General features: G+C 60.4%; 15 protein-coding genes. 8 read left to right on the top strand and 7 right to left on the bottom strand.

Going from position 1 to position 14,242, the window contains the following annotated elements; translation table 11 throughout:
* A partial coding sequence (locus O2807_04050) for a TRAP transporter fused permease subunit (GenBank protein ID MDA0999678.1) occupies nt 1-1,493 on the bottom strand: 1,493 nt, incomplete at its 3' end.
* A 115-nt stretch (nt 1,494-1,608) separates the two neighbouring features.
* On the bottom strand, nt 1,609-2,625 hold the full coding sequence (locus O2807_04045) for a TAXI family TRAP transporter solute-binding subunit (protein MDA0999677.1): 1,017 nt from the start codon (nt 2,623-2,625) through the stop codon (nt 1,609-1,611).
* A 224-nt stretch (nt 2,626-2,849) separates the two neighbouring features.
* Between O2807_04045 and O2807_04040 the strand changes: the two genes are divergently transcribed.
* The 5 genes from O2807_04040 to O2807_04020 all read left to right on the top strand — a co-directional run bounded on the left by O2807_04040 (nt 2,850) and on the right by O2807_04020 (nt 7,814).
* Nucleotides 2,850-3,824 carry an NADPH:quinone reductase gene (locus tag O2807_04040; GenBank protein ID MDA0999676.1) on the top strand — a complete coding sequence of 325 codons (975 nt, stop codon included), beginning with the start codon at nt 2,850-2,852 and terminating at the stop codon, nt 3,822-3,824.
* Nucleotides 3,825-3,868: 44 nt separating this feature from the next.
* Nucleotides 3,869-4,285: a thioesterase gene (locus tag O2807_04035; GenBank protein ID MDA0999675.1), complete on the top strand. Its 417-nt coding sequence runs from the start codon at nt 3,869-3,871 to the stop codon at nt 4,283-4,285.
* A 25-nt stretch (nt 4,286-4,310) separates the two neighbouring features.
* Nucleotides 4,311-5,492, top strand: coding sequence for a CoA transferase (locus O2807_04030; protein ID MDA0999674.1), 1,182 nt, complete (start codon nt 4,311-4,313; stop codon nt 5,490-5,492).
* A 135-nt stretch (nt 5,493-5,627) separates the two neighbouring features.
* Nucleotides 5,628-6,851 carry an alpha/beta fold hydrolase gene (locus O2807_04025; protein MDA0999673.1) on the top strand — a complete coding sequence of 408 codons (1,224 nt, stop codon included), beginning with the start codon at nt 5,628-5,630 and terminating at the stop codon, nt 6,849-6,851.
* Nucleotides 6,852-6,938: 87 nt separating this feature from the next.
* Nucleotides 6,939-7,814 carry a DMT family transporter gene (locus tag O2807_04020; protein ID MDA0999672.1) on the top strand — a complete coding sequence of 292 codons (876 nt, stop codon included), beginning with the start codon at nt 6,939-6,941 and terminating at the stop codon, nt 7,812-7,814.
* A gap of 44 nt (nt 7,815-7,858) precedes the next feature.
* Here O2807_04020 and O2807_04015 read toward each other — a convergent pair whose 3' ends face one another.
* Nucleotides 7,859-8,620, bottom strand: a complete 762-nt coding sequence (locus O2807_04015; protein MDA0999671.1) for an isoprenylcysteine carboxylmethyltransferase family protein — start codon at nt 8,618-8,620, stop codon at nt 7,859-7,861.
* Between the two features lie 222 nt (nt 8,621-8,842).
* Between O2807_04015 and O2807_04010 the strand changes: the two genes are divergently transcribed.
* Nucleotides 8,843-9,697, top strand: a complete 855-nt coding sequence (locus O2807_04010) for a DnaJ domain-containing protein (GenBank protein MDA0999670.1) — start codon at nt 8,843-8,845, stop codon at nt 9,695-9,697.
* 6 nt (nt 9,698-9,703) lie between these two features.
* Here the strand turns inward: O2807_04010 and O2807_04005 are convergent, their stop codons facing one another.
* The 4 genes from O2807_04005 to O2807_03990 form a co-directional block, all read right to left on the bottom strand.
* Nucleotides 9,704-10,105, bottom strand: coding sequence for a VOC family protein (locus O2807_04005; GenBank protein ID MDA0999669.1), 402 nt, complete (start codon nt 10,103-10,105; stop codon nt 9,704-9,706).
* Nucleotides 10,106-10,119: 14 nt separating this feature from the next.
* A complete protein-coding gene (pyrR, locus tag O2807_04000) occupies nt 10,120-10,638 on the bottom strand; it encodes a bifunctional pyr operon transcriptional regulator/uracil phosphoribosyltransferase PyrR (protein ID MDA0999668.1) in 519 nt (172 codons plus the stop codon).
* A gap of 92 nt (nt 10,639-10,730) precedes the next feature.
* Nucleotides 10,731-12,056: a CCA tRNA nucleotidyltransferase gene (locus O2807_03995; GenBank protein MDA0999667.1), complete on the bottom strand. Its 1,326-nt coding sequence runs from the start codon at nt 12,054-12,056 to the stop codon at nt 10,731-10,733.
* 74 nt (nt 12,057-12,130) lie between these two features.
* Nucleotides 12,131-12,400 carry a hypothetical protein gene (locus O2807_03990; protein ID MDA0999666.1) on the bottom strand — a complete coding sequence of 90 codons (270 nt, stop codon included), beginning with the start codon at nt 12,398-12,400 and terminating at the stop codon, nt 12,131-12,133.
* A gap of 71 nt (nt 12,401-12,471) precedes the next feature.
* Between O2807_03990 and O2807_03985 the strand changes: the two genes are divergently transcribed.
* Both O2807_03985 and O2807_03980 read left to right on the top strand, forming a co-directional pair.
* Nucleotides 12,472-13,419, top strand: coding sequence for a hypothetical protein (locus O2807_03985; GenBank protein MDA0999665.1), 948 nt, complete (start codon nt 12,472-12,474; stop codon nt 13,417-13,419).
* 107 nt (nt 13,420-13,526) lie between these two features.
* A partial coding sequence (locus O2807_03980) for a zinc-binding dehydrogenase (GenBank protein ID MDA0999664.1) occupies nt 13,527-14,242 on the top strand: 716 nt, incomplete at its 3' end.

Here is a 14,242-nt window from a genome sequence, read left to right as displayed (position 1 = left end):
AAGAGATAGACGAAGACCCCGAAGAGCAGCGCGAGCCCCAGAATCGGTTTCCAGAGCCGGGCCGAGAGGGGCGTCTGGATTTCGGCCAGAAGATCCAAGGTCTTGAGGCCGATGATGAGCATGATGGTCTTAAAGCCGGCGAGGAAGGCCGAATCTCCGATGACGAGGTAGTAGACCATCACCGGAATGGGCAGAAGCAGATGGAGCCGGGGAAGGATGCCCGCCCAGGGGGGCAGTTCCTCGACCGGCACCCCGTGAAGGCCGCGCTTCACGGCCCGGAGATAAACGATATAGCCCACCGAAAGATAATAGAGGATCGCCGGAATGGCGGCGATTTTGATGACTTCAAAATAACTGATCTCGGTCAGCTGGGCCAGGAGGAAGGCGCCCGCGCCCATGATGGGGGGCATGTAGGCCCCGCCCGTGGAGGCGGCCGCCTCGACCGCGCCGGCGAACTCGGGCTTGTAGCCCACGCGTTTCATGAGGGGGATCGTGAAGGTGCCGGTGGTGACCACGTTTGCCACGCCACTTCCTGAAATCATGCCGAAGAGGCCGCTTGAAATGACGGCCGTGAGGCCGGGCCCGCCCGTCCGCTGACCGGTGAGCCGGTAGGTGGCGTCAATGAACAGGGAGCCGAGCCCGGTCTTTTCGAGGAAGGCGCCGAGGACGACGAAAATGACGATATAGGATGCAAAAACCTCGATGATGAGGCCGGTCATGCCGTCCGCCTCGAGAATCAGGAACTCGGCGATGCGGGATATCTTGTACCCGTCATGGAAAAAAAGTCCCGGCGAGAGCTGGGCGATGGGCTGATACGTGTAAATCATGAAGATGAAGCCGATAAGAGGGATCACAGGCCCCACAATGCGCCGGGCGATCTCGAAGCTGACAGCAGCGAGGAGGCCCGCCTGGATCACAACGAGAAAAGGAACGGGGCTCCCCAAGCGGGCGGCCAGTGTGGCGTTGTTGAGATACCACCACACCATCGGCGAAACCGTGGCAAAAATAAAAATCCAATCGGTCAGGAACGTCCCTTCGCCGATCTTCTCCTTTGTGGCCTCGCGGTAGTAGAGCCAGGCGCCGATCAGCGCTCCGGCGAGGGCGAAGAGCGTGGCGCCCGCGCCTCCGGATTCGCTCCAGAGCTCGGTCCGGTCGAACAGGGCCCAGTGAAGCCAGATGAACAGCGTGGCGACCATCGCCACCCGGGTGATGAGTGCAAATATTTCATCGAGCCAGTTGAAGTTCTCCCGGACGGGATAGTTTCTTCCCTTGTAGATCAGCACGCTGAGGGCCCCCGTCCCGAGGATATAGGTCCCCTTGAAGATTTCCGCGATGGGGGGTCCGAAAAAAGCGACGTGGATGAAAAAGTAGGAAAACCCCACGGCGATGATCGAGACGATGACCCGTGAGGGGCCGGGCAGACTGCGAGGGGTGACCATCTCCTTGGACACAAGGCCGATCTTCATGAGCGTAGGAAGGATGCGGTCAAACATTTCGGTTCCCGTTCATAGGGGCACATGGGGAGAGACGGGCAAAAGGGGGGCGAGGATCCGCCCCCCTTCGCCGTTCATTCTATTGGAAAATCGTCCTTTTGGGGAGATACCCGCCTTAGAAGCCCTTGACGATCTCCGAGGGAACATTCACACCGGCTTCTTTCCAGTAGCGGGCCGCCGCAGGATGCACCCAGATTTTGTGAACCCTGAGAGCGTTGAAGTTTCCGCTCAGGTCCTGCAGGTAGCGAGCGGTCTTCGCAAGCTGTTTGAGATTTTCCGGGCTTGCGACGGTTTTTACCAGATCGTAGACAGCAGTGTTGGACATTTTCCGGTGAGCGAGCCACCACACGTCATAGGCGATCGTGCGGGCGGGCGCAGTCATGCCGCGCACGTCTTTCTGCACGGGAATCGTGACCGGGACGTAGAAGCGGAACTTGTCCGTGATCTTCTTCTGTTCTTCTTCGGTGAGGCTCACGTAGCGTACCGGCTTGGTGATCGACAACTGGGTGAGGGCCGGGATCGTGAAGGGAGCGCCCGCCGAGCAATAGACGTCAATCTGGCGATCGCCCATGGCGCGTCCCGAGGCGCCGAAGCCGAGGTAGCGGGGGCTGATGGCCGATTTTTTGGGCTCCTTCACGTTGTAGAGGCCCAGCGTGGCGAACATGTTCCGGCAGTTGACGTGACTTCCCGACCCCAGCGCGAGAAGATTGACCACTTTGCCCTTCATGTCGCTGTAGGACTTGATGGGGCTGTCGGCGAGAACGGCGACGATCTGCGTCTGCGCCCGCACGTTGGCGATGACGCGGAAGTTGCGCTGCTTGCCGTCTTTCTTGAAGAGTCCGATGCCGTTCCAGGCCTGATATACCTGACCGACGTGCCCCCAGGCGGTGGAAAACTCACCCAGGCCCACGCGCCGCACGTTCGCGACAGATCCGGCCGAGGGAGAGTAGCTGAAGTTATACTTCGAGCCCAGATGCTTATTCAGCATCTGGGTCACGGCGCTGAGAGATGGGTGCCAGGCGCCGCCCGAGGGGCCGCCGCCGACGCGGTATCTTTCCGCTGCGATGCCCGGGCCGGCCGAAAGGGCGATGCCGGCCACCAGGGCGCCCGCCCAGATAAACTTCTTGCTCATCAGAAGACTCCTTTGTTGAAGTAGGATGTTTTTCACGCATCCAACAAACGAAAAACTTGGTTTTCCTCAGCAATTTCGAGAGAGGAATCCCCCCTCCTCTTCCCAAGGAAGAGGTGTGCCGATTTGCAATCGGGTCAGGGAATGCCATTATCCAGTCGGATTTCCCGATGTCAACGGTGATTTTTTCAGCCAGATGGACCAGCCTTTTAGGGAGGAGAAAAGGCATGAAGGCGATTCATGTAAACGAGTTCGGAGGGCCCGAAGTGATGAAAGTCGCGGAGGCGCCTGATCCCAATCCCGGTCCGGGACAGGTCCTTGTTCGGGTGCGGGCCGCAGGGGTGAACCCCGTGGATACCACCTTCCGCTCGGGGAATCATCCGCTCGCCAAGGGGCTCAAGCTCCCCTGGACGCCCGGCATCGATGCCGCGGGCGAGGTCATTTCCGTGGGAGAGGGCGTGAAGGGTTTCCAGAAGGGTGACCGTGTGTTTGGCTCCGCGATGAGCGGCAGTTATGCCGAAAAATCGCTTCTGAACGCGGTTCGGATGGCGCATCTTCCGTCGAATCTTTCCTTCGAGGAAGGGGGAATTCTCCCGGTTGTGCTGTACACGGCATATTACGTGGTGGTCTTCAAGGCCGGCGTGCACGCGGGCCAGACGGTTTTGATCCACGCCGGTGCCGGCGGGGTGGGTTCGGTGGCCATCCAGATCGCAAAGGCTTGCGGCGCGCGCGTGATCGCGACGGCGAGTTCGAAGGAAAAAACGGATTTCTGCGCCGCGATGGGCGCGGATGTGGTGGTGAACTACCGCGAGGAGGATTTCGCGGCCCGCTGCCTTGAGGAAACCGGCGGTGCGGGCGTGGACGCGGTGATCGAAATGGTGGCGACGGAAAACTTCGACAAGGACTGCGTGGCCCTCAAGAAGTTCGGGACCATGGTGATCCTCGGCGCAGGGACCGGGAAGAATCCCGTCGGCTCCGTGAACTATCCGTCTTTTTACTCGAAGGACATCGACATTCGCGGCGCGAGCCTCTTCAACGCAGAATCCGTGTTTCCCGAGATGAACCGCGCGGTTGTCTATCTGCTGGAGAGCGGAAGGGTGAAGCCCCATGTCGGCAAGAGCTTCCCGCTGGCCGAGGCGCCCAAGGCGCACGATCTGCTCATGTCGGGGAAATTTCTCGGAAAGATTGTTCTGGCAGTCTAGTCCCGATGGCATGGGGGCGGGCGCTTCCGCCGGGAGGAAAATGGATGAGCGATGATCCGATTCGGCTGGGTCTGGAGGGAACCCTCGAAATTGTGGTGGAGGAGCAGCATGTCCCCCCCCATCTCCGCGGAACGAACGCAGAGGTCGTCTCGACCCCGAGCCTTGTGAACTTCATGGAGCAGGCCGCGTTCTCTGCGCTGGAGGAACAGCTTCCCTCCGATCAGACCAGCGTGGGGACGGTGGTTTCGCTCAAGCACATGGTCGGTACCCCGCGGGGGATGAAGCTTCGGGTCAAAGCGCGCCTCATCGAGCGCGATCGCCGGCGCTGCCTGTTCGAGGCGGAGATATACGATGAGGTGGAGAAGGTGGCCGAGGGACAGAACGAGCGCTTCATCGTCCCGCGCGAGCGGACGAATGAAAAATTGATGGAAAAAGTGCGGATGGTCAAGGAACGCGGGTAGCCGTGCGCTTTTCCGGTTCGGAGAGATGTCTTTGGGGGCGCTGGACGGACTCCGGGTGCTGGATCTGACCCATTACGTGGCGGGTCCCTTTTGCACAATGCTGCTGGCTGATGCGGGCGCCGATGTCGTGAAGCTGGAGCCGCCGGCAGGGGACGCGATCCGCGTTTTTCCCTCGACCTTCGATGGCGATAGCCGGCTTTTTCTCGGGTTGCAGCGCAACAAGAGAAGCATCGCCGTCGATTTAAAGAAAGATGAGGGCAAAGAAATCGCCCTTGCTCTGGCGGCACGGGCGGATGTCCTGGTGGAAGGGTTCCGCCCCGGGGTGGCCGAGAAGCTCGGGCTGGGGGCGCCCTCTCTCCGGAGTGCGAATCCGCGTCTCGTTTATGTGTCGGTTTCCGCCTATGGTCAGCGCGGGCCCCTCAAGGGGCGCCGGGGCATCGATCCCATCGTCCAGACGTTCTCCGGCATCCCCCATGAGCAGGGAGCGGGCGGAGGGCCGCAGCTGGTCCAGGGTCATTTCGTGGACTACTTTACGGGCGCGCTGGCGGCGTCCGCGGCGCTCCTCGCGCTGTTCGCCAGAGAGCGGACCGGCAAGGGCCAGTATGTTGATGCCTCCTTGCTCGGGGGCGCGGCCGCCCTCCAGACGGGGCGGCTCGTCTGGGCGAAGGATCGCGAGCCGCTCGAAAATGTCGCGGACCTGCTCTCGGACAGAAGCGCCCGCATCTACGAAACGAAGCAGGGCCATATTTATCTCTACATGGACGTGGACGGCTTCTGGGAGCGCGCCTGCGGCGTCCTGGGACTGGAGGAGATGCGGGTTGATCCGCGGTGGGCCGCCTTCCGAGATCGCCATGCGGACAGGGCCGAGATCATCTCGCGCGTGCAGGAGGTTTTGCGGACCGCTTCGGCGGATGAATGGGTGGAGCGCTTCGAGGCGGCCGGGGTGCCTTGCGCGAAGGTGAGGCCGCCTTCCGCCCTTTTGGAAGATGAGCAGATGGACGCGATGGGCTTTTTCGATGAAGTGGCACATCCGCTCTACGGAATGCTCCGCCTTGTGGGCGCTTCCTTTCATCTCGATGATACGCCTTCGGAAATCCGCCGTCCGGCCCCCCGGCTGGGAGAACACACGGACGATGTCCTGGCGGAGCTCGGATTTTCTCCCGCGCAGATCAAGAAGTTCGGGGAAGAAAATATCGTTTTCGGCTGATTCCGCATTTCTCCTGATTTGATTGACCCCGCCCCGGGCGGGACGTACCATTTCCTCCGAAATACTCTTCATGGCGCACTCGCATTGTGTTTCATTCCCGCTTCCGGAGTACGTTTCATCTGAAGGAGAACGACCATGATCCGCAAGCTTCGAACCGATAGGGACAACCAGCAGTGGATGCTCGATCTGGCCCTTCACATGCGCGGCCGGGTGCAGAACTTCGAGCGCGGCGATTATCTGGAAGTGCCGCAGGGAAAGACGGCGCACAACTACCAGATGCTTCCGAAGGTCTGGCGGGAGTCCGCGGAGTTTCACGAATCGCTGGCCAAAAAGGCGCAGGCGGAGGGCTTCAACGCCACCGCCACCGAGCACTACGACCATGCGATAGAAGCCTACCGGATGGCGCAGCACCCCATCTTTTACGATGACAATCCGATGAAGATTTACCTGTGCAAGAAGATGGACGAAATGGTGGATCGCCGCTCCGGGGTGGCCGCCTACCCCATCGAGCGGGTGGAGGTGCCCTTCGATGACGGGAAGTCGATCTCCTGCCTGCTCCATCTTCTCCCCGATCGCCGGAAGGCCCCCTGCATCGTCTACGTGCCGGGCATGGATCAGAGCAAGGAGGTTTTTCCCTGGGCGCACCGGAACGTGGCGGCCGATCGGGGTTTTCACGTCCTCGCCATGGACGGGCCGGGGCAGGGAGCCTCGAACATCCGGAAGATTCGCTCCGTGGGCGACAACTACGAGCGGGCCGGGGCGGCGGTGATCGATCATCTGCTCGGGCGCGAGGAGGTCGAGCCCTCGAAGATTGCGATTTACGGCATCAGCATGGGGAGCTACTGGTCGCTCCGGCTGGCCAGCTACGACCACCGGATGGCGGCGGTGGCGAGCGCGGTGGCCTGTTTCAATCCGAACAACACCATCTTCACCCAGTCCTCTCCTCGCTTTAAGCAGGTTTTCATGTACATGGCCGGAATAACGGATGAGAATGAGTTCGACGAGATGGCCCGGCAGATGACCGTCAAGGGCTACATGGACAAGGTGCAGTGTCCGGCCCTGCTGGTCACCGGCGAGTTCGACCCCCTCTGTCCGCTGGAGGATGCGATCGAGGTTTTCGAAGACCTCACCTGCAAGAAGGAGATGTGGGTGTTCGAGGATCAGTTCCACCCGCTCGCGCGCATCCAGAACCTGGGCGGCCTCGACAACCACCAGTACATTCTCGACTGGCTCCAGCGCGTGCTTGTTGACGGCAAGGTGAACGACAGGCGCGTCGCTTATGTGAAGAAAAACGGGCAGGGCCCCTTTGCCGACTGTGAATGGGAGCCGCCGGTGAAGCCCGGCCAGGCCTATTTTTAGTCTTTTTCTGCAAGGCCGGTTTTGCGCCGGCCCGGCGCCGTCTTCTGCCGGTTTGCCGGGCCGGTTTTTTTGCCCGAGGAGGTCTCGTTGAACCCCCCACTCGCCATCGCCTTCGCCGTCGGTTCCGCCATCATGTTCGGCGCCTTCAGCGTCATGGTGCGCTCGGCCACGCGGTCGGCCTCTCCCTTTGCCGGGGTGCTGATCAGTCTTCTGATCGGTTTGCCGATGCTGGTCGTTCTCTCGCTTTTCTATTCGGACTGGAGCCAGCTCACCTTCCGGGCGGCTCTCTGGTTCGCCATCGGCGGAATTCTTGCGCCGGGGCTCGGCCGGATGATGCTCTTCATGGGTATCCGCTACATCGGGGTGGGAAGGGCGATGCCGTTCTCGACGCTGACCCCGTTCCTCTCCACGTTGGTGGCGGTCGTCTGGCTGGCCGAGCAGCCCGGGATCGCGGTCCTCATGGCGACGCTCCTGGTGGTGGGGGGCTGCGCCCTTCTTTCGATGAAGCCGGTGGGGGATTCGGACTGGCGGCGCATCTTCCTTCTGCTCCCCGTCGGCCACTCGGTGGCCATGGCCTTTTCCACAACCTCGCGCCGCTACGCCCTCGACATGGTCCCCGATTCGATCATAGGTGCCACCATCGCGACGGCGGTTTCCATCCCGGCCCTTTTCTTGTTCCTGCCGTTTCTGCCGAAGGAGGAGCGCTTTCATGTGGATCGGCGGGCGCTGCGGATTTTTCTGGTCTCCGGCCTCCTCAATACCCTCAGCTACCTCCTCTTTTTTACTTCCTTCCGGTACGGGGCGGTGTATCTGGTCGTGCCCTTCGCTTACACGGCGCCTTTGTTCGCGCTGATTTTTTCGTACTTCTGGCTGAGGGGGATGGAACGGCTGACTTGGCAGAAATGGGGGGGCGCACTGTTGCTCATTGCGGGGGTGCTCGTCATTCTCCAGCGCGCGCTGTAGGGCCGGTGACTTATGGGTTGATGCCCGATATTTTCATGCGCCCCTTAACGCCCTGCGACATGAAGCAGACGGGTATATTTGTGGAGAATCCTGATAGCGAGATAAATCAATGTGCTGATAAGGAAGAAATACACCCAGAGGAAGTCTTCGGCGAGAAATGTCTGCAATGGCTCGTTTTTCCCCAGCAGATCGGTGACCGCATCAGCCAAGAAATGGATTAAGACGATCAGGTAAAAACCGTGGTATTCGCGGCGAAGGACGGTGCGGAACGAAAACGGAAGCTCCGGCCCTTTCCAAAGTACAGGACTGGGGAAAAAGACACGTGTTTTCGCTGCCCAATTTTCGTAGGCCGCCCCAAATTTTTTGGAGAGAAAAATTTCTTCCGCAAAAATAATCCGTTCGTAGTACAAGGCGAAAAGAATAAGAGTCAAGAGGACAAACCACCAGATTTTTATGGCGAGAGCGAAACCAAGAAGAATGAGGAAATTTCCAAAATAAAGCGGATTTCGCGTTATCGAATACATTCCGGTTGTGTTCAGGCTGTCCGCCCTTTGCCGACGCGTATTCCGGCCCGATGTTCCGCGAGGCGTGTCCCCCACCACGCAGGCGCGGACGATGAGGCCGAGGAAGGAGACAGCGAGGGCAAAAAGATCCCATGGATTTTCTACGGACTTTCCCATCATTGTCTCGAAGGGACCTGCGTCCATTGCCGCCAAAACAGCGGCTGGGGCAAGAATGATGGGCAAATAGCTTCTCCAGCGAAACCAGGAATTTCCTTGTATCGCCATCTTGTCGCTTAGCAGCATAGAACCTCTTTCTCCTTGGAGGTTTTGCCAAGAATTCACGCGGCGAAAAATAAGGCGGGAAGCGGACGACGAAAACCTATGGCGCCCAACGCGCTATTGTCGCGCTATCCGGGAGAGACGGTCAATTGAGAATTCTCCTGGAACCGGGAGGATTGAAGGGTTCGAATTGTTTATAATGGTTGGGTGACAGTGGGATTTCGTCTGCAGGATTGAGGATTTCCGATGCCATCACAGGCCCCGTTTCCCAATCTGGAGTCCGCTTGCAAGGTGCTCGGCCTCTCTCCCGATGCGGACGCCGAGATGATTCGCCGCGCCTACCGCCGCCTGGCCTTCGACTGCCACCCCGATCGGCATGCGGGGAACCCCGAAATGGAGCAAAGATTCAAGCGCTTGAGCGAGGCCTACCGTGTCGCCATCTCCGCCTGGGAGGGTGCCGTCTCTGTGGATGCGGCGCCGCTCCCCCCGCCGGTCTATGGCGAGGATGTGTCGGTGGAGGTGCTTCTGGATTTTCTGCAGGTGGCCCGCGGGGACGTGATCTCCGTTTCCTGCCGGCGGGCGGTTCCCTGTCCGAAATGCCGCGGAGGGCAGGGGGATGACGGTTGCGGCACCTGCCGCGGAAAGGGGCGCGTTAAGGCGGAGGATATCGTCCGCGTGCATCTTCCCGCGGGCCTTGAGGGCGGCGAGACTTTTCGCGTCCCGGGAGAAGGGGGCGCGGGTCTTCACGGCGGTTTGCCGGGCGATTTGTTCCTTATCGTCTCCTCGCGCCGGCATCCCGCCTTCCGGCGCGCCGGCCTTGACGTTCACAGCACGGTGAAGGTCCCCGCCTTCCGGCTGGCCGAGGGGGGCGCCGTCCGCGTTTTCACGGTTCACGGCGCAACGCAGGTGAGCATTCCGGCGAAGACGCGGGGGGGAAGGACAATCCGCCTGCGGGGCTGGGGGATTCACCGGCAGGGCCCCGAGGGACTCCGGCGGGGGGATCACTACGTCACCGTGGTGCAAATGCCTGCAAAGCCGGAGGAATGGGCCGGTGCGGCCTATGCCCACTACCGGAGAAGGATGCGCGATCGGGGGGTGTAGCGCGCGCTACTCCTCTCCCTCAACGAGTTCCCACAAGGCGCCCATCGTGCTTTTCGGCCGGATGAACGCAATCATGTGCCCCATGAATCCGGGCCGTGCCGATTCGTCGATCAAGTCGAAGCCCTCCTTTTTCAGCCGGGCCAGTTCCGCCTTGATGTCGCTCACGGCAAAAGCGATGTGATGGAGACCCTCTCCGCGCGTTTGGATGAATTTGCCCACCGAGGAATCATCGTCCAGCGGAGCGATGGGTTCGATCAGGCTGCCGCCGATATCCACCATCGCGAGATCGGCCTTGCCGTCCCGGGACGTTTCCCGCCCGATCAGCCGCCCCCCCGCCTTTTCGTAAAGTGCGAGGGCGTCCTCCATGTTGTTCACGGCTACGCCAATGTGGTGCACTTTACGGAACATCGCACTCTCCTTTCTCAGGTGGTCTGAACGAGGGCAACCGCATCCTCTCCGTCGATCTCTTCTAAATTTACGTTAATCCGCTCTTCCCGAGAGGTGGGAAGACTTTTCCCCACAAAGTCAGGATGAAAGGGGAGCTCCCGGTGGCCGCGATCAACCAGCACTGCCAGCCAGACGCGGCGCGGCCTTCCCATTTCCATGAGGGCGTCGAGGGCCGCCCGGATAGTTCTTCCCGTATAGAATACATCATCCACGAGAACCAAGTGCCGGTCCTGGATGTCAAAATTAATCTCGGTGGGGCCGAACGTGCGGGGATCTCCCGGATGGCCGATATCGTCCCGGTGGATGCCGATGTCAATCACGCCCACGGGGACATCCACGCCCTCGAGTTCTTTAATGATTCCGGCGATTCGGTGGGCGATCGGCTCCCCCCGCGTGCGGATTCCTACGAGGGCGAGGAGCGTGTCGGCCCCGCATTTTTCGACGATTTCCAAGGCCATCCGGCGCAGCGCCAGATGGATGTCGCGGTCCGTCATGCGGATGGAGCGGGTTGGGGCCACGTTCTCATTCTCCTGCTGCGCGGGGCTGGGGTCGATGGAAACGGGCGAACGTCGTTTCTATTTTGACATCAAAGCGCCTTGTCCGCATCCGCGCCCGACATCTGTGCGATGACAAAGCGCCGCGCTTCTTCCACCGTGGTGATGCGTCCCTCGAGCTGTTCGTCTTCAAGGGCCGAGAGAACCTCTTGAAAGCGGGGCCCAGGGGGAAAGCCCATTTCGATGAGCGCATGCCCATCCAGAAGGGGCGGGGGATGGAGTTCCGCCAGGGACATTTTCGCCAGTTCCTCTTTGCAGAATTCGTAGTTTTTGAGTTTTGCGCCGGAGGCCATGCAGTCTATCCGGTGGAGTTCCAGGAGTTCCGGAAAAAAAGGTTCGCGGAGAAATCGTTTCCGGCGGCTCTCGCGCATCTCCCGCACCTGCATGAAACGCATGTGGTGTTTCACCAGATCGCGAATCCGGGTGGCATCCGGGTTCGACATCCGGAGCCTAGCGCAGATATTTTCGGTGATTTTCACGCCTTCTTTGGCATGGCCGTTGAAACGGATCCGGTCGGAAACCGAGTAGGTCACGGGCTTGCCGACGTCATGCAGGAGGACGCCCCACGCCAGGGTGGGGGAGGGCGCATCGAGCATGCCGAGCATGAGTTTTGTGTGTGTCCAGACGTCGCCCTCGGGGTGGAACTCCGGCGGCTGGGCAACGTTCTCCATTGCGGCCACCTCGGGAAGCACCGCCTCCAGCAGGCTGGTCTCGAGCAGGAGCTGTGCCGCGCGGTCCGCGCGCGGACCGGTCCACATGGCCGTCAGCTCATCGCGGATGCGCTCGGTGCTCGTCCTTTGGATTCGGTGGGCGAACTTCTTCATGGCCGACAGCGTATCGGGGGCAATATCGAAATCCAGCCGGGTGGAGAAACGCACCGCGCGGAGGAGACGCAGGTGGTCTTCTTCGAACCGCTGCTCCGGGGTGCCGATGGTGCGGAGTATTTTTTCGCTCAAATCATCCTGTCCGCCTACGTAGTCCACGACCTCGCCGGCCACCGGATCGTAGAACATGCCGTTGATGGTGAAGTCTCTTCGAAGCGCGTCCTCGCGGGGCCCAGCGGGTTCGACCGATTGGGGATGTCTACCGTCGAGATAGGGCCCCTCCTTCCGGAACCGGGCCACTTCGTAATCATCCTTCCCGATGCGGACCTTCACGACACCGAACCGCGCGCCCACGGCGAGGGTTTTGTCAAAAAGGGCAATCACTTCCTCGGGCGGGGCATCGGTCGCAATATCCCAATCCTCGGGGGGGCGGCCTAGAAGAGAGTCGCGGACGCATCCTCCGGCCAGAAGGGCCTGCCGGCCCGCCTTGCGCAAGGTCTCGATGATATGCACGGCACCCGCGGGCACCTTCATTGGGTGTTCCCTCCGGCTTCACATTATGCGGCAAGGGAGGTTGAATTATTTTCAAATATCATGAAATCGATATGTTATTCATCATTATGTCTGCCTTTTGTAATATCTTTTTTGTTTCCTTTTTTCTTTTGCAGCCCGCCTTCTAACTCTTTGAATAATAATGCGCTTCGTGGGAATCCGCGACCTCGCTCGTTGCGGAGAAAGAGAGAAGTTTCTGGATAGTGCCTTATTTCACACTTTTTTCTCTTGTTGCCCGTATATTGCTCTGGTAACTTGAAGCCACCAACTGAGAGGGCTTGGTATGCGCCGTGCGTTGTTCCATGTTTTAGCGTTTCTCCTCGCATGTGCTGTTTTTCTACCGGTCGCCTCTCCCGCCCACGCAGCAACCCCGACCGAAAGCCTGATTCAGCAAGGGTTGAAATTCACCGCCGCGGGCCGGTACAAGGAGGCCCTCGCGCAATTCGACAAGGTTGTGGCCGCCATGCCCAACCGCCCCGAGGGCTATCTCTTCCGGGCGGCGGTTTACCAGGTCCTTGTCCGGCACTTCGATCGCGCCTCGTATATCAAGGGATTCAAGGACAATTCCGATACGGCTATTGAGAAGTCCCGGCTGATGCTCCTGCAAAATCCAAAGGACGCCGCGGCCCACATGTTCCTGGGGCTGGCCAGCGGAATCATGGCCATCGATGCCGCCCAGAACCACTCCTTTCTCACGGCCCTCCAGCACGGTATGAAGACCGCCGACAGCCTGCAGCGCGCGGTCGAACTCGATCCCAATCTCGAGGACGCCTACTACGGGCTCGGCCTTTATCTCTTTTGGAAGAGCCGTTCGACGTTCATCCGCCTGTTGACGGATTTCAAGGTTCTCGACGAGACCAAAAACAAGGGGCTCGGCTATCTCCGGCGGGCGGCGACGAAGGGCAAGTATCTGCGAACGATCGCACGGCTCGAGCTTGTCTGGGCGCTGTACGAGGAAAAAAGATTCCCCGAGGCCCGGAAGGAACTTGAACCCCTGCTGGTCCAGTACCCCAACCAGCCGCTTTACTCCTTTGCCATGGCCGAGGGCTTTTTTCTGGAGAAAAACTACAAAACCGCCAAAACACGGTATACGGCCCTGGCCCGTGAGTTGTCCCGGCGAACCGACGATTTCGGCCGCCTTTATGCCTATTTCGCCGAATGGCGCATCGTCCGGTCGAATTACGAGATGGGGGATCATATCCAGGCCCACCTCGGCGCCCTGGCCAGCCGGAAAAAAACGATCCTCGACTCTCCCCTGATGCGCGAGGTGCGCGACGATGCGGGCACCATGGCCGAGAAAATCGAGCAGGCTCGTTTGACTTCCGTTACTCCTTCCTCCAGATAATACTCCTTCCCAAGAAGCCTTGTTCGGGGGGCTCCGTTTGTCATTGCCGCCGGCAAGATGCGTCCGTGCGTTTTGTTTTGAGGAGGATATCTGTGAGAGCTGTACACGTGAAGGCATTTAATCTCGACGTTCCCATGACGGTGGAAGAAGTGGAAGACCCCAAGCCGGGTCCCGGCGAGATGCTGATAAAGGTGGGGGCCGCGGGGGTAAATCCGGTGGATACCGCCATCCGTGCCGCGAAGCATCCTTATGCGAAATTCGTGACCCCGCCCTACATCCCGGGCGGCGAGGCCGCCGGCGAGGTCATCGCCCTGGGCAAGGGGGTGGAGAACTTCAAGATCGGACAGCGTGTCTTCGGGCGCGGCATCGGCGGCGCATACGCCGAGAAGGTCCGGCTCGAGGCGGCGACGGCCGCGGTTCTCCCGGAAAAGTACAGCTACGAGGAAGGGGCCGGCCTCAACGTCGCCTTTTACACGGCCTGGAACGCTCTCGTCATCAAGGCGGAAGCCGGGCCGGGCGAGACGGTTCTCGTCCAGGGCGGCGCGGGCGGCGTCGGAATGGGCAGCATTCAGTTGGCCAAGGCCATGGGCTGCCGCGTGTTCGCCACGGTGAGCTCGAAGGAGAAGGCCGATTTCTGCAAGAGTCTCGGCGCGGATGAGACGATCAACTACAAGGAAGAGGATTTCGCCGAAAGGTGCAAGGAACTGACCGGCGGCCGCGGCGTGGACGTCATTGTCGAACTGGCCGCGTGCGACAATTTCGACAAGGACCTCGACGCCATCCGGGTGGACGGGCGCATCATCGTCATCGGCACCGGTACCGG

It is taken from the genome of bacterium (assembly GCA_027622355.1).
Classification (GTDB): Bacteria; UBA8248; UBA8248; order UBA8248; family UBA8248; genus JAQBZT01.
This window is presented reverse-complemented; position numbering and strand designations above follow the sequence as displayed.